The sequence below is a fragment of the Kitasatospora sp. NPDC093806 genome, from assembly GCF_040683335.1.
Lineage (GTDB): Bacteria > Actinomycetota > Actinomycetes > Streptomycetales > Streptomycetaceae > Kitasatospora.
In genome coordinates this window covers 24,419-42,630 of record NZ_JBFBDO010000059.1, presented here as the reverse complement: position 1 = coordinate 42,630, position 18,212 = coordinate 24,419, and the positions used below count along the sequence as shown (strand labels likewise).

Genomic DNA, 18,212 nt, shown 5'->3' with positions numbered 1-18,212 from the left:
TGTCAAACTTCGATGCCAGTCGTACTTTGACGGGTGTCGTACGATGAGCCGGAAGGAGGTCGATCACCGATGGCAGCAAGCACGCGACGCGGCACCCCCGCCGCCACCGCCCGGGACCGCGTCCCCCCGCACCCCGAGCTGCGGATGATCACGCTCCAGCAGGTGCTGGAGGCGCTGGTCGACCCGGTCCGGCGGCAGATCGTCCGCGAGCTGGACGCGGCCGGGCAGGACCTCGCCTGCGGGGTGATCGAGCTGCCGGTCAGCAAGTCGACGGCCACCCACCACTTCCACGTGCTGCGCGAGGCCGGCCTGATCCGCCAGCACTACGTGGGCACGTCGCGGCTGAACGCGCTGCGGCGGGAGGAGTTCGAGGAGTCCTTCCCGGGGCTGCTCGACGCGCTGATCGCGGCACCCGAGCAGCGCTGAGGACGCCGCCGGGACCGGGGAGCGGAGCGAACCCGGCCGATAGGGTGCGGACATGACACGTCATCTGACCTTCGAAGGCCCGCACAACTTCCGCGACCTGGGCGGCTATCCGGCCGCCGACGGACGCTCGGTCCGCTGGGGACGGCTCTACCGCTCGGCCTCGCTAGGCACGCTCACCTCACCCGCCGACCTCGAACGGTTCCGGGCGCTGGACATCGGCACCGTGATCGACCTGCGCTACCCGTGGGAGATCGCCCGCAAGGGGCGGATACCGGAGCTGGACGGCGTGGCGTACCACAACCTCTCGATCGAGCACCGGCCGTACGACCAGGCCGAGATCGACCCGGAGGTCGACCCGTGGCGCCACCTCGCGGACCGGTTCGCCGAGGTGGCCGAGGACGGGGTCGCGGAGATCCGCCAGGTCCTGGAGCTGATCGCGCGCGCCGACCGGCCGGTGGTGTTCCACTGCGCCTCCGGCAAGGACCGCACCGGGCTGATCGCCGCCCTGGCGCTCACCCTGCTCGGCGTCGGCGAGGACGACGTGGCCGCCGACTTCGCGCTCACCGAACTGGTCACCGCCCGGCTGGTGGCGGACTGGCGGGCCGGCAACCCGGGGCGCGCGCTGCGCTGGCCGGCCTTCGGACGCGCGCCGGAGAAGGTGATCCGGCTCGTGCTCGCGGACCTGACCGCCGCCCACGGCTCGGTGCACGCCTATGCCACCGGCAAGGTCGGGTTCGACGAGGCCCTGGTCGGCGAACTGCGGGCGCGGCTGCTCACCGCGTAGCTCACCGCGCAGCCGGGCGGCGGTGAGAACCGGCCAGCGCCGCACCGGGCCGACAATCAGATGGAAAAGGAATCGATCGGCAAGCCAATCAAAAATCGACAGAATGGGTCGATAGGCGCTGAATCTCCTTCGGTATGAGGAATTTTCGGCGAATACCGATCACGCCCTTGCCAGTCCTCCATCCTTCGGCCTCACCCCTTCGATTGGCCGAAAAAAATGGTGCTGAGCACCTGTTCGTGCACGCTAAGGTCATTTCCGCGGCGGCTCGTCCGATCGGGTGACCCTGACCGTTCCGGTCGAACCTCCGCTCGTTTCTTTTCGCCCGCATGGCGCCGCCGGGCACGACGGCGTCACCGAGGAGATCGGACGGAATATGCGCGCAAAGAACCGCACACTGATCCGCGGCGTTCTGGTGGCCGCCGCGCTGCTCGGCTTCGCCGGCGCCACCCCCGCCCTCGCCGAGGGCTCCTGGACGTCCCACATCAGCAACTGGGGCCCCGGCTCGGAGTCCCGCCGCTGGGCGGACGGCGACCGCGACGACGCCGTCACCAGCGTCACCTTCAAGGGCTGCAACACCGACACCAACGAGTTCAAGAACGCCGACCTGGAGCTCTACAAGGACGTCTTCGGGCCGGACAAGACGTACGGCTACCGGCTCAACCGCTGCGACACCTCCACCTGGGGCGACCAGAGCTCCGGCGACTACTACTTCACGCTGGAGGGCGTGCGCGGCGGCGGAAAGCTCTGGGTGGACACCGTGACCACCCGGTACTGAACCCGCCGCCCGTGCCTTCCGGGCCCGGTGCCGGCGGACGCCCCCATCCGCCGGCACCTCCGCACCGTCTCCCGAGCGAAATGCGTCGACCCCGCCATGGCCCTTGAATTCCACCGCATCGACTTCCAGTACAGCCGAAAAACGAGCCTGTTCACCGGGCTCGAATTGAGGATCGACAACCCGGCCACCGTCCTGCTCGGCCCCAACGGCGCCGGGAAGTCCACCCTCATGGCCCTCGCCGCCTCCCAACTGACCCCGCGCCGGGGATTCATCACCTGGCGCGGCGTCAACCCGGGCGGCGGCTCCGGGGAACGGGCCGCCTTCCGGCGCGCGGTGGCCTGGCTTCCGCAGCAGGTCACCCCGGTCCCCGGGCTCAGCGTCCGCGAGCAGGTCGCGTACTGCGGCTGGCTGAAAGGCATGTCCCGCACCGCCGCGTGGCAGGCCTCGGCCGGCGCGCTCGCCCGGGTCGGCCTCGGCGGGCTCGCCGACCGGGCCGGTCACCAGCTCTCCGGCGGCCAGCTGCGCCGGATGGGCATCGCGGGCTGCCTCGCCCACCACAGCGAGCTGATCCTGATGGACGAGCCGACCGCCGGGCTCGACCCCACCCAGCGCGCGGTGTTCCGTTCCCTGGTCGAGGAGTTGACGAGCGAGGTCAACGTCCTCGTCTCCACCCACCAGACCGAGGACCTCGCCGAGACCTACCGGCAGGTGGTGGTGCTGGACGGCGGCCGGGTCCGCTTCCAGGGCGCCACCGAGGAGTTCCACGCCCTGGCGGTTGGTGGGAACGCCGGGAGCGGCCGGGGCGCCGGGAGCGGCGGGCCCGGCGGGCCCGACCGTCCGCCCGTGGCCGATGGCGGTACCGGCGGTACCGGCGGTGGCAACGGCAGTGGCAGCAGCGGCGGCAGCGGTGTGCCGACCGCCGAGGCCGCGTACGCGCGCCTGATCGAGCGGGAGACGTGACATGTTGCTGCGCACCGTCCTCCGGGTCTCGGCCGGCACCCGCGCGCTGCCGTTCCTGCTCGGCTTCGTCCTGCTCGCGCTCGGCGACGAGCTGACGGCCTGGGTCACCCCCGCCTACGGGCTCGCCGCCGCCGGACACGCCAGCCTCGCCCTGCCGTTCGCCGGTGCGGCCTGTGCCGCCGCCGGCGCCTGGGAGGGCGGCCGACTGCACCGCGGGCGGGTGTTCAACCGCTCGCCGGTCCGGTCCCCGCTGGCCATCACCACGCCGGTGCTGGTGCCGGTCGCGGTGATGGGCGGGCTCGGCATGGCCGCCGCGCTCGCCGCCGCCGCGCTGGCCGGCGGCACGGCCGCCGGGGTGCCGCAGCCCGGGGTCCTCGCCGTCTGGGCCGGACTGCTGCTCGCGAACACCCTGGTCGGCTCGGTCGTCGGCCGCGTCCTCGCGCCGGTGGTCGCGGTGCCGCTCGCCCTGGTCAGCAGCTTCGTCCTGAACGCCTACCCGGCCGCGTTCGACACCTTCTGGCTGCGGCACCTGGTCGGCGGCGGCCTCTCCGACTGCTGCGCGGTGGACCAGGTCCTGGACGGGCGGGCGGTGGCGGCCTCGCTGGCGTTCTCCGGCGCGGTCTGCCTGGCGGCCGCCCTGGTGATCCGACGGCGCGGCACCCCACTCGTCCTCGCCGCCGCGCTCGCGCTGACGGCCGGCGGGATCGTCCTGGGCGGCTGGCTCGCCCGCGACCTCGGGCCCGAGCCGGTCCGCGTCCGGTCCGCCGACGCACTGGTCTGCGACCGCGGACGGCCGCAGGTCTGCCTCTGGCCGGAGCTGGGCGGCGCGCGTTCGGGACTGGTCCGCGCCGAGGTCCGCCGGGTCGCCGACGCCCTGACGGCACACGGCGTCCCGGTGCCGGCGACGTTCACCATGGCCGCCCGGCCCGGTCCCGGCGAGGCCAAGCTCGGCGTCCCGACCGACGCCCGGGCCTGGGAGGTCCCACCGGCGGTGGTCGGCGGCCTGCTCCCCCGCACCCCGGACTGCGCCCGCCGGGGCGACCCGTACCCGGCCGCGGCGGCCGCCGGAACCGCGACCGCCTGGCTCACCGCCCGAGCGAGCCCGGACGGCACCACCCTCCCGGCCACCGGCACCGGCGGCCGCTTCACCGAGGCCGACACCACCCGCGCACAGCAGTTGCTCCGACTGCCGGCTGAGCGCCAACTCGACTGGTACCGGGGCACGGTGGCGGCCCTCGCACGATGCGACACCCCACCGCCGCCCTTCCCGGCTCCTGCGGCAGGGGCGGAGGTCGCGGGGGCGGTGACCCCGGGGACAACAGTTTCGGCGGCGGCGGCAGGTCCAGGGACGGTGGCTCCGGGCGCAGCGGCGCCTGGGGCAGCGGCTCCGGGGACGGTGGCTCCGGGCGCAGCGGCGCCTGGGGCAGCGGCTCCGGGGACGGCAGCTCTAGGGACAGCGGCTCTGCGGACGACCGCAGCGGCGACAGCCCGGCCCGGAGCGGCGGCTTCGCATCCGGATATGCCCGGCGCCCCACCATCGCCACCGGGCTCGCCGGGGACGGCGGCGACGGCCCGGGCCGCGTTGTCGCCTCCCAGGCTGCTCGCCACCTCCGACTCGGCGGCGATCGGGGGTGGGCGGTGATCTGGTGGTGCAAGGCTCGCGGGGTGCCGGTGCTCGTGGGGGTGCTGGTCGGGACGTTCGTCGTCGGGCTGCTGTTCGGGGACGGCGAGCTGCCGGTTCCCGCCCTGCGCGGTCAGGCGGGCCACTTCCTGATCGCGCACGTGATCACCCTGCTCCCGGCGGTGGTCCTGCTGCACGGGCTGGGCCGGGGCGACCTGCGGACGGAGACGGTCGCCGGGCGGTGGCTGCGCGGGCTGGACGTCGGTCTCGCGCTCACGCTCGCGACCGCCGGGGCGACCTGCGGCAGCCTCGCGTACGCGGTCGGGCAAGGGGTCCTCGGCCTGTTGCTGGCCCGCAACATCGCCGGCTACCTCGGGCTCGCGCTGCTGTTCCACCCGCTGGTCGGCCACCGCCCGGCCGCCGCCGCACTCGCGGTCGTCCCGTTGCTCTGCTCGGCGGCCGGCTGGCATCCGGACGGCCGTCCCGAGCCGTGGGCGTGGCCGCTCCACCCGGCCGAATCCCCGACCGGGCTCGCCGCCGTCGCCCTCACCCTGCTCGCCGGCACCGCCTGTGCGCTGCTCCGCCGACATCCGGTGACCGAGCTGCGGATCCTGGCCGGCTGAGCGGAGCCGACCAGGCGCGGCGGACTCGTTCGGGCGCACGCGCTGGCCGTCCGCACACGCACGACCTCACACTGTGACCGGGTGCCCTGCCCCGCCATCCCCCCATCCCGGAGGTTATCGATCATGCGACGTCTCGCCACCGTCCTCGGCGCCCTGGCCACGGCCGGCGCCCTCGCCCTGACCGTCCCCGCCTCGGCCGTCGCCGCTTCGGGCGTCCTCACCGTCGGCGGCCACCGCTACCAGAACCCGAGCGGCTGCTACAACGGAGACTTCTTCCCGCTCGGTGTGAGCAACCACACCGACGCGATCGTCTTCGTCCACACCGAGCAGAACTGCACGGGAACGGTGATCGCCGTCCTCGCACCGGGCAGCGAGGGCCTGTACGAGTTCGGCGCGAGCGTCCGCGTCCGCTGATCCGCCCCGGGTACGCCGCGCCGCGTCAGCCGCACCGACTCAGCGGCGGCGCGGCTTGCCCGGTCGGCCGCCGCCGGAGCGCCCGCCGCCCTGCGGCTTCCGAGCGGCACCCCGGCGGTCGGCGCTGCCGGACGCCGTCACCGTCGCCGTCTCCGGCCAGTGACCCGGGCGTTTCAGGGCGGCCGGGAGGCGGGTGGAGGCGTCGCCGCGCGCCGCGTTGAGCTGGGCCTGGGTGAGGAAGAGCGCTTCGGTCAGGTCGGCGCCGGCCAGGTTCGCGTCCCGGAGGTCCGCGCCGACCAGGTCCGCGAGGCGCAGGTCCGCCCCGGCCAGGTCGGCGGCGACCAGCAGCGCGCCGCGCAGGTTGGCGCCGCGCAGGTCGGCCCCGCGCAGGCGGGCGCCGAACAGGTCCGCGCCCCGGTGCTCGCGGCGGCGCGGGACGGCCGCCCGGACCAGTTCGCTCGCCTTGAGCAGCAGCTCCGCCACCGCCTGCCGGTGCGCGGGCACGTCGACCGCCAGGATCTCCTCCGGCGTGCCGCCGACCAGCCGCTCGGTCTCCTCCAGCGCCCGGCGCAGCTCGTCGTGGACCGGGCGGGCCGGGGCGAAGGTCAGCGCCTCGTTGAGGTACCAGAGCAGCTCGTGCAGCTGCCGCACCACCGGGAACACCTCGAACATCAACCCTGCGCTCTCCGGTTCCTCGCGCCAGCTGCGCCCGCCGAAGGTGACCTGCGACACCTGCTGACCGGCCCCGAAGCAGTCGTACACCGTGCAGCCGGGGAAGCCGGTGTCCCGCAGCCGGGCGTGGATGCCGCAGGTGAAGTCGGTCTGAAGGTTGCGGCAGGGGCTACCGGCGGCCTTGTTGACGGCGAAGTCGGTGCCGGCCGCGAACGGCAGGGCGACACAGCACAGCCCGAAGCAGCTCGTGCAGTCGGAGACGAGGTCGATACTCGGGACGGTCACGGTGCTGCTGTTCCTCCGGGTGTGGCGCAGTGGTGCTCCTAGAGCGTACCGACCGGCTCGAACGGCCGTCGGTTAGTGTGGTCGGCCGAGCGGAAACGGCTCGGGCAACCCAGCACAAGCAACACAGCACGAGCAACACAGCACGAGCAGCACAGCACGAGCAGCACAGCACCAGCGGAGGAACCAAGGCATGTCCCGGCACGACGTGGCGCCGTACCCGGACACCGAGGAGCCCGCGACGGCAGCGGCCCACCCGCCGCTCCGCTTCTCCCCGCGCGCCCGCACCCTCGCCTTCACCCTGCTCTGCTTCGCGGTGTGCCTCGCGATCGGCGCCCAGCAGTGGACCACCGCCCAGCTGGGCGGCTTCGACCTCGGCATCTTCGACCAGGGCGTGCGCGGCTACGCGAACCTCGGTCTGCCGGTGTCGTCGCTGAAGAGCTTCCACCACGAGTTCCCGCCCGGCTTCTCGCTCCTCGGCGACCACTTCTCCCCCGTGATCGCGCTGATGGCGCCGCTGTACTGGCTCTGGGACGACCCGCGGTCGCTGCTCATCGGCCAGGCGCTCTGCTTCGCGGCCGGGGTGCCGCTGATCCGCCGGATCGCCGACCGCTGCTTCGCGGACGCCGACCCGCGCACCGCCCGCCGTGCCGCCGACCTGGCCGCGCTCGCCTACGGGCTCGGCTGGCCGCTGCTGGTGGCCTCGCGCGGCGGGTTCCACGAGGTGGCGTTCGCGGTGCCGCTCACCCTGCTGATGCTGGAGCGGGGGATGGCCCGCCGGTACGCCCTGAGCGCCGTCGCCGGCCTGCTGCTCTGCTGCACCAAGGAGGACATGGGGCTGGCCGTCGGCGCGTACGGCCTGGTGCTGCTGCTGCGGGCGCGCCGGGAAACCGACCTCGCCCGGCGCCGGCAGACCGCCCGCTGGGGGCTCGGCCTGCTGCTCGGCGGGCCGCTCGCCTCGGCGGTCGCGATCGCCGAGCTGGTGCCGGCGATGGGCGGGGTGCCCGGGTACTACTGGAACTACCAGGCGCTCGGCACCGACGGCGGCTCGGCCGTCCGCAACGTGCTCGCCGACCCGACCCTGCTCGTCTCGGCCTTCTTCGACGCCCCGTTGAAGCCGCTCCTGCTGCTCTGGGTGTTCGGCACCCTCTTCCTTCTGCCGCTCCGCTCCGCGACGATCCTCTGCGCCGTCCCGCTGCTCGCCGAGCGGGTGCTGTCCAGCAACCCGAACCACTGGTCGATCGCCCGGCACTACGACGCGTTCCTCTGGCCGATCCTGCTGGTCGCCGCGCTGGAGGTGCTGGGCCGCCGGCACGAGCACGCACGCACGCTGCGGCTGGGCGTGGCGGCGGCGGCCGTCACCGTCGCGGCCGCGCTGCCGCTCGGCGTGGCGAACCTGTTCGTGCCCGCCTACTGGCAGCCGAAGGCGAGCGAGGTCGCGCTGCTGCGCGGTGCGGCGCTGGTCCCGGACGGCGCCTCGGTCGAGGCCGACAACCAGGCGGCGCCCCGGCTGACCGCCCGGGCGGACGTGGTGCTGGTGGACGAGAAGCCGCGCGGGCGCGAGTACGTGCTGATCCGCGCGGACAAGCGGTCCTTCCCGTTCCGGACCGACCGGGAGCAGGCGGCCCGGATCGACCTGCTGCTGGCGCACGGGTACCGGACGGTCTGGTCGGAGGACGGCGTCTTCCTGCTGCACCGGGAGTCCGCCGAGCCGGTGCCGGGCGAGCACGTGCCCGGGCCGGACGCCACCCCGTACCAGGACGAGGTGCCGTCGGACGTCGGGCACAACCTCTTCCGGGGCTGATTCCGGGGCTGAGCCCCCCTACGCCTCGCGTGCCTCGGGTTCCCGGGAACGCGCCTCGTACGGCAGGAGCTCGGCGCGCTTGGGCGGGCGGCCGTCGCCCGACGAGCGGCCGGTGAGCCGGCGGCCGAGCCACGGGCCGAGGTGGTTGCGGGCCCAGCGGGCGTCGGCGGCGAGCTTCGCGCCCCGGCTCGGCGGGTCGGCGGGCGGCAGCGGGGCGCGCCAGTCGAAGGCGGCGGGGCGGCCGAGCGACTCCAGGACGGCCTCGGCGACCCGGCGGTGGCCCTCGGGCGAGAGGTGGAGCCGGTCCTCTGCCCAGAGCCGGCGGTCGTCGAAGCAGGGGGCGGAGAAGAGGTCGACGACGGCGATGCCCGGGTCCTGGGCGAGCTCGTGGACGAAGGCCTTCATCCGCAGGATGGCCGGGAGCAGCCGGGCCGAGCCGGCCATCCGCCGGGTGGGGTCGGTGCTGGTGAACATGACCACGGTGGCGCCGGTGGCGCGCAGCCGGGTGGCGGCGTCGCCGAGCAGTTCCTCGACCCGGGCGATGTCGCAGCGCGGCCGCAGCACGTCGTTGAGCCCGCCGGCCAGGGTGACCAGGTCGGCGCCCAGGGCGGTGGCGGTGGCGAGCTGTTCGTCGTGGATCTGGCCGATGAGCTTGCCGCGGACGGCGAGGTTGGCGTACCGGAAGTCCCCGGTCGGACGGTCGGCGGCGAGCCGGTCGGCGAGGCGGTCGGCCCAGCCCCGGTAGTGGCCGTCGGGCAGCAGGTCGTCGCACATGCCCTCGGTGAAGGAGTCCCCGACGGCGACGTAGCTCGCGTAACCGCTGATGGTGGTGGGCGCGTTCTGCGTGTTCTCCATGGCCCGACGATCGTACGCGCGGCCGTCCGCCGACCGCCGGGCGGAGTCCGAACCGACGCCCGAACCGGCGCCCGGCCCTCGTCCGAAACCGTCGTCCGAGCCGGCGCCCGGCCCGCGTCGGACCGGAATCAACGCCCCCGACAACCGGTTGTCGATGCACCGTTTATCGGTGCCGGGCACAGTGGTGAACGTCGGGAGGGACGGCCGCGAGCAGTGCAGGCCGTCGATGCGGACCGGCGACCGGCATCGGGGGAGCCGGGCGCCGGACCGCTCCCGCCACCGGGCCGCGGGTACGGCGCCTCCCACACGGGCGCCCCCGCGGCCGGGCTGTTCCCCGGGCCGGGCCAACGCGTGCCCGGCCGGGACCGAGCACGGCCCGGGCGGCGCGTCAGACCGCGACCGTCTCCCCCGAGGCCGCGACCGCCTCCCCCAGGACCTCGACCGGCTCCCCCAACACCGGCTTCCCCTCGATCGGCTCCCCCGTGACCCAGTGCGTCCGCACGGCGTCGGTCGGCCGCTGCTCCCCCAGCGCGTCGAGCCCCCAGGAGCCGAGCGCCGCGACGACCGGGCGCAGCGCGACCCCCCGCTCGGTCAGCTCGTAGACGGTGGCGTTGGCGGGCCGTTCGAGGCGCCGCCGTTCGATCACGCCCTCGCCCTCCAGCTGCTTGAGGCGCGCGGCGAGGATGTCGGTGGAGACGCCGGGCAGGTCGGCGTGCAGGTCGGTGTAGCGGCGCGGGCCGGCCAGGAGTTCACGGACGATCAGGAGGCTCCAGCGTTCCCCCACCGCGTCCAGGGCGCGGGCGACGGCGCAGTACTGGTCGTAGCTTCGGCGTGACATGTGGATCAGCATAGCCAAGAGGTTGGACTTTCCAAGTGCATGCTTGGTAGAACAAAGCGAGCAGGATCGGCGCGGGGTGACGGTCGGGAGGCCGCAGATGGAGTTTCGGCAGTCCAGCAAGCTGAGTGACGTGTGCTACGAGATCCGCGGCCCGGTGGTCGACCAGGCCAACGCGCTGGAGGAGGCCGGGCACAGCGTGCTCCGGCTGAACACCGGCAACCCGGCCACGTTCGGCTTCGAGGCGCCGGAGGAGATCATCCAGGACATCATCCGCAACCTCCCCCGTGCTCACGGCTACAGCGACTCGCGCGGCATCCTGCCCGCCCGCCGCGCCGTCGTGCAGTACTACCAGCAGCGCGGCGTCAGCGGAGTGACCGTCAACGACGTCTACCTCGGCAACGGCGTCTCCGAGCTGATCCAGATGGCCGTCACCGCGCTCGTCGACGACGGCGACGAGGTGCTCGTCCCGATGCCCGACTACCCGCTCTGGACGGCGGTGGTCCGGCTGGCCGGCGGCAAGGCCGTGCACTACGTGTGCGACGAGGAGGCGGACTGGTTCCCCGACCTGGACGACATCGCCTCGAAGATCACCGCCCGCACCAAGGCGATCGTGGTCATCAACCCGAACAACCCCACCGGCGCGGTGTACCCGAAGGAGCTGCTGGAGGGCATCCTCGACCTCGCCCGCCGGCACCAGCTGATGGTCCTCGCCGACGAGATCTACGACAAGATCCTCTACGACGGCACCGAGCACCACTGCCTGGCCGCGCTCGCCGACGACGTCCTCACCCTCACCTTCAACGGCCTCTCCAAGTCCTACCGGGTGGCCGGCTTCCGCAGCGGCTGGCTGGTCGTCTCCGGGCCGAAGCAGCACGCGACCGACTACCTGGAGGGCCTCACCATGCTCTCCGGCATGCGGCTGTGCCCCAACGTCCCCGCCCAGTACGCCGTCCAGGCCGCGCTCGGCGGCCACCAGTCCATCAACGACCTGGTCCTGCCCAGCGGGCGGCTGGCCGAGCAGCGCGACGTCGCGTACCGGGCGCTCAACGAGATCCCGGGCGTCAGCTGCGTCAAGCCCAAGGGCGCGCTGTACGCCTTCGCCCGCCTCGACCCGGCCGTCCACCGGATCGTCGACGACGAGCGCTTCGTCCTGGACCTGCTGCTGCGCGAGAAGATCCACGTCGTCCAGGGCACCGGCTTCAACTGGCCCCGCCCGGACCACTTCCGCTTCGTCACCCTCCCCCGCGCCGACGACCTGGAGACGGCCATCAACCGCATCGGCCGCTTCCTCGCCACCTACCGCCAGGTCTGAGCCGGGGCAGTACGACGGGCCCCCGCGGATGCGATTCCGCAGGGGCCCGCTGCCGTCTTCACGGCGCCGCGGATTCGGACATTTCGGCTTGTCGGCGCTCGGCCCCGCCCGTTAATGTGGATGATGTGGATCGATTTGCCACACCATCAACGGAGGCGGAACGATGAGCATGACCAACGTCGACGTCGACGACGCGATCCTCGCGGAGGCAATGCGCTTGATGGGAACCAGCACGAAGAAGGACACGATCAACGGAGCCCTCGCCGACTACGTCAACCGGCTGAAGCGGTTGGAGGCCCTGGAGAGGCTGTCCGCACGTGCGGCCCGCGGCGAGTTCGACCCGACGGAGCGGCTCCACCGGGCCCGAAAGGCCGGCGGCGAAGACTGACGCACGGGCGAGGAACGACGTATGAGCGACATGGGCTTCCTGATCGACACCTCGGGCTTCGTCCACCTGATGCGCGACCCAGCCGCGCTGAACCGGTGGCGGGCCCCACTGGAGTCCGGGCTCATCCGCATCGCCAAGGTGACCAAGGCCGAAATCCTCTACTCGGCCACCGGTCCGGCTCACCGCGATGAGCTGGAGGAGGAGCTGAACGACCTCTTCGGCCCGGCGCTCGGCCTCCCCAAGGGAGCGGAGGACTGGGCGCTCAACGCGCAGTACAAACTCACGCAGAAGGGCCAGCACCGCTCGGCCGGGACGGTGGATCTGCTGCTCTGCGCCATCGCCGCGCACCACGGCTACCCGGTGCTGCACGTGGACAACGACTTCGTCGCCGTCTCCCGGGTGATCGTCGAACTGAGGGAGCGTGACGTCCGCACCTCGTGATCCGGGGACGCGCTCGTGATCCGGGGACGCGCTCGTGATCCGGGGACGCGCTCGTGATCCGGGGACGCGCTCGTGATCCGGGGTCGCGCTCGTGGAGTGCCGGCGCAACCGGAGCGGAGTCGCGGTCAGCGCCGGGGGCCGTACATGATCACGGCGACACCGGCCAGGCACACCAGCGCCCCGATCACGTCGTAGCGGGTCGGCCGGAAGCCGTCCGCCGCCATTCCCCACAGCAGCGAGCCCGCCACGAACACCCCGCCGTACGCGGCCAGCACCCGGCCGAAGTGGCTGTCGGACTGAAGGGTCGCCACGAAGCCGTAGGCACCGAGCGCGACGACGCCCGCACCGATCCACGCCCACCCGCGGTGCTCGCGCACGCCCTGCCAGACCATCCAGGCGCCACCGATCTCCAGGAGGGCAGCAAGAGCGAAGAGGACGGCGGATCGCAGGACGGTCATGACCGTCGAGCCTACGGCGTGATCCGACCGCCCGCCGAACGTGCCCCGGCCGGACCGGGGCACGCTCGACCGGTCGTGGTCACCAGCCCCAGCCGCCGCCCTCGCCGTCGTCGTCGCGGCCGGAGTCCCAGCCCTCGCCGACCTTGCGCTGGATCGAGTAGTTGTCGATCTGCTTGCCGTCCTCGGTCAGCGCGGTGACCTTCATGACGGACTTCTGCCCCAGGTGCGCCGGGGTGACGTCGACCTTGATGAACGAGTAGCCGGTGTAGCGCACCCGCGACCACTGGATGGTCTCGGGGGTCTTCACCCGGCCCTTGCTCCAGTAGTAGGTCGTGACCTCGTCCTGGTGGTTCTCGTGGCCCTCGTAGGTGTCGGGCGCGTCGAACTTGTACAGGCTGCGGCCGGCGGCGCCCGCGGTCACGTAGACCACGCCGTCCTTCTCGGGCTCGATGGTGGCGCCACTGGGCACCTGCTTCGAGACCTTGTTGCCGAGGATCGCGTCGGTGCGCTCGTACACGTGGTTGTGGCCGTTGATGACCAGGTCCACGCGGTACTTCTCGAACAGCGGCACCCACGCCTCGCGGACGCCGCCCTCGGAGGCGTGCGCCACCGTGGTGGAGAAGGCGCAGTGGTGGAAGAAGACCACGATGAAGTCGACGGTCTCGTCGTCGCGCAGGTCCTTGAGGGTGCGGTCCAGCCAGCGGGTCTGCTTGCCCGCCGAGACGCCCAGGTTGGCCGGGATCTCGTAGGAGATGTCGTTGGCGTCCAGCGAGATGACGCCGACGTTCTTGTAGCGGAAGGAGTAGACGCCGGGGACGGCGCGCGGGTCCGGGCCGTTGTCCGGGAGGTGGAAGCGGGCGTTCTCGCCGCCGTAGCCGTTCGGCGAGTACCAGGCCTCCATGTCGTGGTTGCCGTAGGAGACCATCCACGGCACCTTCGAGGCGACCGTCTCGGTCTGCACCAGGAAGGCGTCCCAGGTGGCGGCGTTGTACACCGACTTGTCGGAGTCCTGGCCGGAGCCGGCCGGGTCGGCGTAGCAGATGTCGCCGGCGTGCAGGTGGAACGCCGGGTTCTGGGCCAGGATGACGTGGTCGTTGCCCTTGGCGTGGTCGCTGACGCCCTGGTCGCCGAAGGCGGTGAAGGTGAACGGCTCGTACACCTTGCCCCAGCGGTGGTCGCGCGAGGGCGCGGTGCGGAAGCTGGAGAGGGTGGAGATCGCCTGCTGGGAGGCGGGGTCGAAGCCCTGGTGGCCGACGCCGTAGTAGTACGTGGTGTCGGGGTGCAGGTCCTCCAGCGCGACGTGCAGGTAGTACTGGTCGACCGGCTGGCCGGTCGGGGTGAGCGCCGGGGTGTGCAGGGCGCGCACCTCCGCCTCGACCTTGTGGCTCAGGTCCCACGGGTGCTTGCCGTAGCGCAGGAACGGCCGCTTCACGGGGGCCGGCACCTGCCAGGAGACCCGGAACTGGGTGTCCGGCTCGGGGCCGAAGGCGAGGTGACGCCCGATCGGGGCGACCAGCGAGCCGTCGATGCCCTCGGCGGTGCCGCCGGCCAGCAGCAGCGGCGAGCCGGGGGCGGCCGGCGCGGCCGCGGCGGTGCCGCTGCCCAGGGCACCGCCCACCGCCAGGGCGCCGACCGAGACGGCGCCGGCGCGCAGCATCCGGCGGCGGGAGAACCGAGCCCGCAGGTACTCGTGCTGCTCGGCCATGCTCATGCGTTCGGCGAGCTTCACCGGCACGCCCATGTTCGGAGTTTCCATGGCCGGGACTCTGCCAGCGGCGCGTTGACCGGACACGGACGGACGGTGAACGAGCCCGGGCGTACCGGTCAGTCGAACGCCAATGTTCGACCATGGCTCGGCAAAGCCGCAGGCCGGAGCCGGACGGGCGAGGCGACGGAGGCGGAGGACGGACGGGACGGACCCCGGCGGGCGGGTGGGACGGCGGGGGCTGGCAGGATCGTCCACCATGGCCAGGATCCTGATCTACCGTCGCAACCTCCGCTTCCCGCACGCCTCGGTCCTGGACGGCACCCGCGCGCTCGGCGAGCTCGGCGAACGGCACGGCTTCACCGTCGACGCCACCGAGGACCCGGCGGTCTTCCGGCCCGCGGTGCTGCGCCGGTACGCGGCGGTGGTCTTCCTCTCCACCGGCGGCCCGGTGCTCGACGAGGCCGGGCAGGACGCGCTGCGTGACCACCTGAGCGCCGGTCACGGCTGGCTGGGCGTGCACGCGGCGTCCAGCACCGCGTACGAGTGGCCGTGGTTCGAGGGGCTGGTCGGCGCCCGGTTCGACCGGCATCCGCCGATCCAGACCGCGCCGGTGCGGGTCGCCGACCCGGACCACCCGGCCACCGCGCACCTGCCGGCCCGCTGGGAGTGGACCGACGAGTGGTACGACTTCCGCTCCGATCCGCGCGAGCGGGACGTCCGGGTGCTGCTCACCGTCGACGAGGCCGACTACGAGGGGGCCGCGATGGGGCTGGCCGACCGTCATCCGCTCGCCTGGTGCGGGGAGCACGACGGCGCCCCCACCTTCTACACGGCGCTCGGGCACGCGCCCGAGGCGTACGCGGACCCGGCCTTCCGCGCCCACCTGCTGGGCGGGGTGCGGCACGTCCTGGGGTGACGCAGCGGTGACCGCCCGGGGCTCCGGGCTCCGGGCGGTCCCGCGTCCAGTACGTCAGCAGGTCAGCAGGTCAGCAGGTCAGCGCATCAGCGCGTCACGGGCAGTCGTCCTCCTGCTTGTTGGTGAGCGCGACGGTGACGCAGTCGTCGGCGTTCACCCGGTAGGGCCCGCTGACCGGGTCCGGCGGGAGCTGGTAGCCGCTGGGCGCGGCGGTCTCCCGCAGGTAGTACTGCCCGGTCGGCAGGTGGGTGAAGTCGCAGCCGCCGTCGGCCGCGGTGGTGCAGTCGGTGCCGGTGCGGGTGTCCGGGTTGGCCCCGGTGGTCTGCAGGCCGGGCACGCCGTTGGTCTCACGCCACAGCTGGAACACCGCGCCGCCGAGCGGGTGGCCCGACCAGGCGTCCTTCTTGGTCAGGTGGATCGAGCCGGTGGCCGGCGGCCGCGGCGACGGGCAGTCGCGGGCGGTGATCTGGACGCCGGCCGTGGCGTTGGCCGGGGTCAGCAGCAGCGGCCCGAACACCGGCTCGGCGGGCAGGTCGTACCCGGGGGGTGCGGTGGTCTCCCGCCAGTAGTAGGTCCCGGTCTCCACCGTCCGGCGGCAGAAGCCGTCCGCGCCGGTGACGCAGGGCGTACCCACCTGGGTGTCCGGGTTGGCGCCGGTGGTCTGCAGACCGGGCACGCCGTTGGTCTCCGACCAGAGCTCGAAGCCGGCGCCGGCCAGCGGCGCGCTCGTCTCGGCGTCGGTCTTCAGCACCCGCACCTCACCGGTCACCGGGGGCTGCGGCGCGTCGGGGGCGGTGATCTGGGCACCGGCCGCGGCGTTCTCGGGGGTCAGCAGCAGCGGGCCGAACACCGGCTGGGCCGGCAGCAGGTAGCCCGGGGGTGGCGCGGTCTCCCGCCAGTAGTAGGCGCCCACGGGCACCGTCCGACGGCAGAGACCGTCCGCACCGGTGACGCAGGCCGCACCCACCTGGGTGTCGGGGAGGGGACCGGTGGTCTGCAGGCCGGGGATGGCGTTGGTCTCCGACCAGAGCTCGAAGGTGGCGCCAGCGAGCGGCACGGCCGTCACCGCGTCGGTCTTCAGCACCCGCACCTCACCCGTCAGCGGGGGCTGCGGAATGTCGGGGGCCGTCACCTGGACGCCCGCCGGGGCGTTCTCGGGGATCAGCAGCAGCGGACCGAACACCGGCTGGACCGGCAGCACATAGCCCGGGGGTGGCGCGGTCTCCCGCCAGTAGTAGGTACCCACGGGCACCGTCCGGCGGCAGAGACCATCCGCACCGGTGACGCAGGCCGCACCCACCTGGGTGTCCGGGTTGGCGCCGGTGGTCTGCAGGCCCGGGACGCCGTTGGTCTCCGACCAGAGCTCGAAGGTGGCGCCCGCGAGCGGCACGGCCGTCACCGCGTCCGTCTTCAGCACCCGCACCTCACCCGTCACCGGGTTGCTGCCGCAGGTGGGCAGGTCGCCGTTGAAGGGGTAGGCGTGGAACTCCTGGCCGCCGCCCCCGGTGGCGAGGCTGGTGTGGGTGAGCGAGCCGGTGGTGAAGAAGCGGCCGTTGACGCCGGCCAGGGTGACCGTGGTCTGCGAGGTCGGTTCGCCGATCAGGAAGCTGCCCTGGAACTGGCCGGTGCCGCCCAGCGTGAGCGTGGTGGCGTCCGGGAAGTTCCACAGCAGGTGGTCGCGGTAGGAGTTGAGCGGGTCGTCGGTGTCGTTGATGCCGCCGCTGTAGGTGTTCAGGGCGCGGGTGGCACCGGTGACGTTGACCAGGATGGTGGCGCCCGCCGGGATGTTCGCGAAGACGATGCCCTGCTGGGCGCCGGCCGGTCCGGTGAGGTCGAAGCCGACGTTGAAGACCTGGAGCGCCGAGGCGCCGTCGCCGGTGAACAGGGTCTGCCCGCCCTGGTTCACCGCGACCCCGGTCGGGGTCCGGGGCAGGCCGTTGACCTGGGCGTAGCAGTCGGACGCGGCGCTCAGCTGCTCGCGCAGGCCGGTGAACGGCTGGACGGCGTTGGCGTCGGTGACCGTCGTGCCGGTCACCGTGCCGCTGAGCGCCCCGGCGTGCCGGACCACCCCGCCGTCGGCGGCCAGGGTCTGTCCGCCGGCCACGGTGACGCTGCCGCCGGTGGTGAGGAAGTCGGCGCCGTCTGGCGGGGGCACCCGGGAGCCGACGCCGGCGATGCCGACGTTGTAGAGGGAGCTGGCCCCGGCCTCCTTGGCCTGGTCGAAGTTGTTGAGGACGACGACGCGCCCCTCGGCCTCGGCGGCCCGGGCGCGGACCAGGAAGTCGCCGCCGACGAAGACGTTGACGCCGTTGTCCCGGCCGGCGAACGGGCCGTTGCTGATCGAGGTGGGGTACGGGTTCGGGCAGCTGCCCGGTACGCACGGCCCCAGGCCGCCGGGCAGCGGCGCGGCCGTCGCGGTGACCGCGCCGGGGCCGAGGGCCAGCACGGGGACGAGCGCCGAGACTATGGTGCACGGCAGCGCCAGCGCGCCCGCCCTTCGGCGGACGCGGGCGAGCAGTCGGTTGAAGGAAGCCATGTCTGAAGCGTCCGACAGCTTGTGCGAACCGGGGCACCGCTGGGCCGATCGACTGCGCTGATCGGTGCGCGGGCACACCCGCACAGACCAACCGTCACCTGGCGGAGGCCCTAGGAGGCCTCGTCCCAGGGGGAGGCGGCGCGGTTGCCGGTGCCGTCGCAGGTGCGGCAGATCTCGTCGCGGTAGGCGTGCTTGGCGCCGGTCGCGTCGACCCGGTAGCGGACGTAGACGCCGGTGCCGTCGCAGAGGAAGCAGTTCCCGCCGCCGCCGCCGACCTCGGTGGTGCCGGTGCCCTGACAGGTCCGGCAGCTGAGGCCGGCGGTGCGGCCGGTGCCCGCGCAGATGCGGCAGACCGTGGTCATCGTCTTCCTCCCGGGTCGGAACCTAGGTCATGGTAGG

The 18,212-nt window shown here is 73.2% G+C and carries 18 protein-coding genes and 1 pseudogene; 12 read left to right on the top strand and 7 right to left on the bottom strand.

The window, feature by feature from the left end:
• The first annotated feature begins 69 nt into the window (after nt 1-69).
• The 7 genes from AB0N76_RS25135 (at nt 70) to AB0N76_RS25105 (ending at nt 5,603) form a co-directional block, all read left to right on the top strand.
• Complete coding sequence (locus AB0N76_RS25135) at nt 70-426, top strand: helix-turn-helix transcriptional regulator (RefSeq protein WP_363560538.1); 357 nt, start codon at nt 70-72, stop codon at nt 424-426.
• A gap of 52 nt (nt 427-478) precedes the next feature.
• Nucleotides 479-1,210, top strand: a complete 732-nt coding sequence (locus AB0N76_RS25130; RefSeq protein ID WP_363560536.1) for a tyrosine-protein phosphatase — start codon at nt 479-481, stop codon at nt 1,208-1,210.
• 373 nt (nt 1,211-1,583) lie between these two features.
• Nucleotides 1,584-1,985, top strand: coding sequence for a hypothetical protein (locus tag AB0N76_RS25125; RefSeq protein WP_363560534.1), 402 nt, complete (start codon nt 1,584-1,586; stop codon nt 1,983-1,985).
• Nucleotides 1,986-2,081: 96 nt separating this feature from the next.
• Nucleotides 2,082-2,945 carry an ATP-binding cassette domain-containing protein gene (locus AB0N76_RS25120; protein WP_363560532.1) on the top strand — a complete coding sequence of 288 codons (864 nt, stop codon included), beginning with the start codon at nt 2,082-2,084 and terminating at the stop codon, nt 2,943-2,945.
• Between the two features lies 1 nt (nt 2,946).
• On the top strand, nt 2,947-4,587 hold the full coding sequence (locus AB0N76_RS25115) for a hypothetical protein (RefSeq protein ID WP_363560530.1): 1,641 nt from the start codon (nt 2,947-2,949) through the stop codon (nt 4,585-4,587).
• Between the two features lie 23 nt (nt 4,588-4,610).
• Complete coding sequence (locus tag AB0N76_RS25110; RefSeq protein ID WP_363560528.1) at nt 4,611-5,189, top strand: hypothetical protein; 579 nt, start codon at nt 4,611-4,613, stop codon at nt 5,187-5,189.
• Between the two features lie 123 nt (nt 5,190-5,312).
• The gene (locus tag AB0N76_RS25105; RefSeq protein ID WP_363560526.1) at nt 5,313-5,603 is read left to right on the top strand and encodes a hypothetical protein; all 291 of its coding nucleotides are present in this window, start codon (nt 5,313-5,315) and stop codon (nt 5,601-5,603) included.
• A gap of 39 nt (nt 5,604-5,642) precedes the next feature.
• On the opposite strand, the gene AB0N76_RS25100 is transcribed toward AB0N76_RS25105, so the two are convergent.
• Complete coding sequence (locus tag AB0N76_RS25100) at nt 5,643-6,560, bottom strand: pentapeptide repeat-containing protein (RefSeq protein ID WP_363560524.1); 918 nt, start codon at nt 6,558-6,560, stop codon at nt 5,643-5,645.
• 190 nt (nt 6,561-6,750) lie between these two features.
• Here AB0N76_RS25100 and AB0N76_RS25095 point away from each other — a divergent pair, with 190 nt between their 5' ends.
• Nucleotides 6,751-8,361 (top strand): DUF2079 domain-containing protein, encoded by a 1,611-nt coding sequence (locus AB0N76_RS25095; RefSeq protein WP_363560522.1) that lies wholly within the window; start codon nt 6,751-6,753, stop codon nt 8,359-8,361.
• 18 nt (nt 8,362-8,379) lie between these two features.
• Here AB0N76_RS25095 and AB0N76_RS25090 read toward each other — a convergent pair whose 3' ends face one another.
• Both AB0N76_RS25090 and AB0N76_RS25085 read right to left on the bottom strand, forming a co-directional pair.
• Nucleotides 8,380-9,216 carry an SGNH/GDSL hydrolase family protein gene (locus AB0N76_RS25090; protein WP_363560520.1) on the bottom strand — a complete coding sequence of 279 codons (837 nt, stop codon included), beginning with the start codon at nt 9,214-9,216 and terminating at the stop codon, nt 8,380-8,382.
• Between the two features lie 487 nt (nt 9,217-9,703).
• Nucleotides 9,704-10,054, bottom strand: a pseudogene (locus AB0N76_RS25085) (helix-turn-helix domain-containing protein); the annotation flags it as partial.
• Between the two features lie 97 nt (nt 10,055-10,151).
• Between AB0N76_RS25085 and AB0N76_RS25080 the strand changes: the two are divergent.
• The 3 genes from AB0N76_RS25080 (at nt 10,152) to AB0N76_RS25070 (ending at nt 12,195) form a co-directional block, all read left to right on the top strand.
• Entirely contained in the window at nt 10,152-11,366 is a 1,215-nt protein-coding gene (locus AB0N76_RS25080) for a pyridoxal phosphate-dependent aminotransferase (RefSeq protein ID WP_363560518.1), read from the top strand.
• Between the two features lie 163 nt (nt 11,367-11,529).
• Nucleotides 11,530-11,754: a type II toxin-antitoxin system VapB family antitoxin gene (locus tag AB0N76_RS25075; RefSeq protein ID WP_363560516.1), complete on the top strand. Its 225-nt coding sequence runs from the start codon at nt 11,530-11,532 to the stop codon at nt 11,752-11,754.
• A 21-nt stretch (nt 11,755-11,775) separates the two neighbouring features.
• Complete coding sequence (locus AB0N76_RS25070; protein ID WP_363560514.1) at nt 11,776-12,195, top strand: PIN domain-containing protein; 420 nt, start codon at nt 11,776-11,778, stop codon at nt 12,193-12,195.
• Between the two features lie 125 nt (nt 12,196-12,320).
• Here AB0N76_RS25070 and AB0N76_RS25065 read toward each other — a convergent pair whose 3' ends face one another.
• Nucleotides 12,321-12,653 carry a YnfA family protein gene (locus AB0N76_RS25065; RefSeq protein ID WP_363560512.1) on the bottom strand — a complete coding sequence of 111 codons (333 nt, stop codon included), beginning with the start codon at nt 12,651-12,653 and terminating at the stop codon, nt 12,321-12,323.
• A 79-nt stretch (nt 12,654-12,732) separates the two neighbouring features.
• On the bottom strand, nt 12,733-14,409 hold the full coding sequence (locus tag AB0N76_RS25060; RefSeq protein ID WP_363560510.1) for a metallophosphoesterase family protein: 1,677 nt from the start codon (nt 14,407-14,409) through the stop codon (nt 12,733-12,735).
• 208 nt (nt 14,410-14,617) lie between these two features.
• On the opposite strand from AB0N76_RS25060, the gene AB0N76_RS25055 reads away from it, so the two are divergent.
• Nucleotides 14,618-15,277 (top strand): ThuA domain-containing protein, encoded by a 660-nt coding sequence (locus tag AB0N76_RS25055; protein WP_363560508.1) that lies wholly within the window; start codon nt 14,618-14,620, stop codon nt 15,275-15,277.
• A 94-nt stretch (nt 15,278-15,371) separates the two neighbouring features.
• On the opposite strand, the gene AB0N76_RS25050 is transcribed toward AB0N76_RS25055, so the two are convergent.
• Nucleotides 15,372-17,813, bottom strand: coding sequence for a SpaA isopeptide-forming pilin-related protein (locus tag AB0N76_RS25050; RefSeq protein WP_363560506.1), 2,442 nt, complete (start codon nt 17,811-17,813; stop codon nt 15,372-15,374).
• A 110-nt stretch (nt 17,814-17,923) separates the two neighbouring features.
• Nucleotides 17,924-18,175, bottom strand: a complete 252-nt coding sequence (locus AB0N76_RS25045; protein ID WP_030302164.1) for a hypothetical protein — start codon at nt 18,173-18,175, stop codon at nt 17,924-17,926.
• Nucleotides 18,176-18,212: the final 37 nt, after the last annotated feature.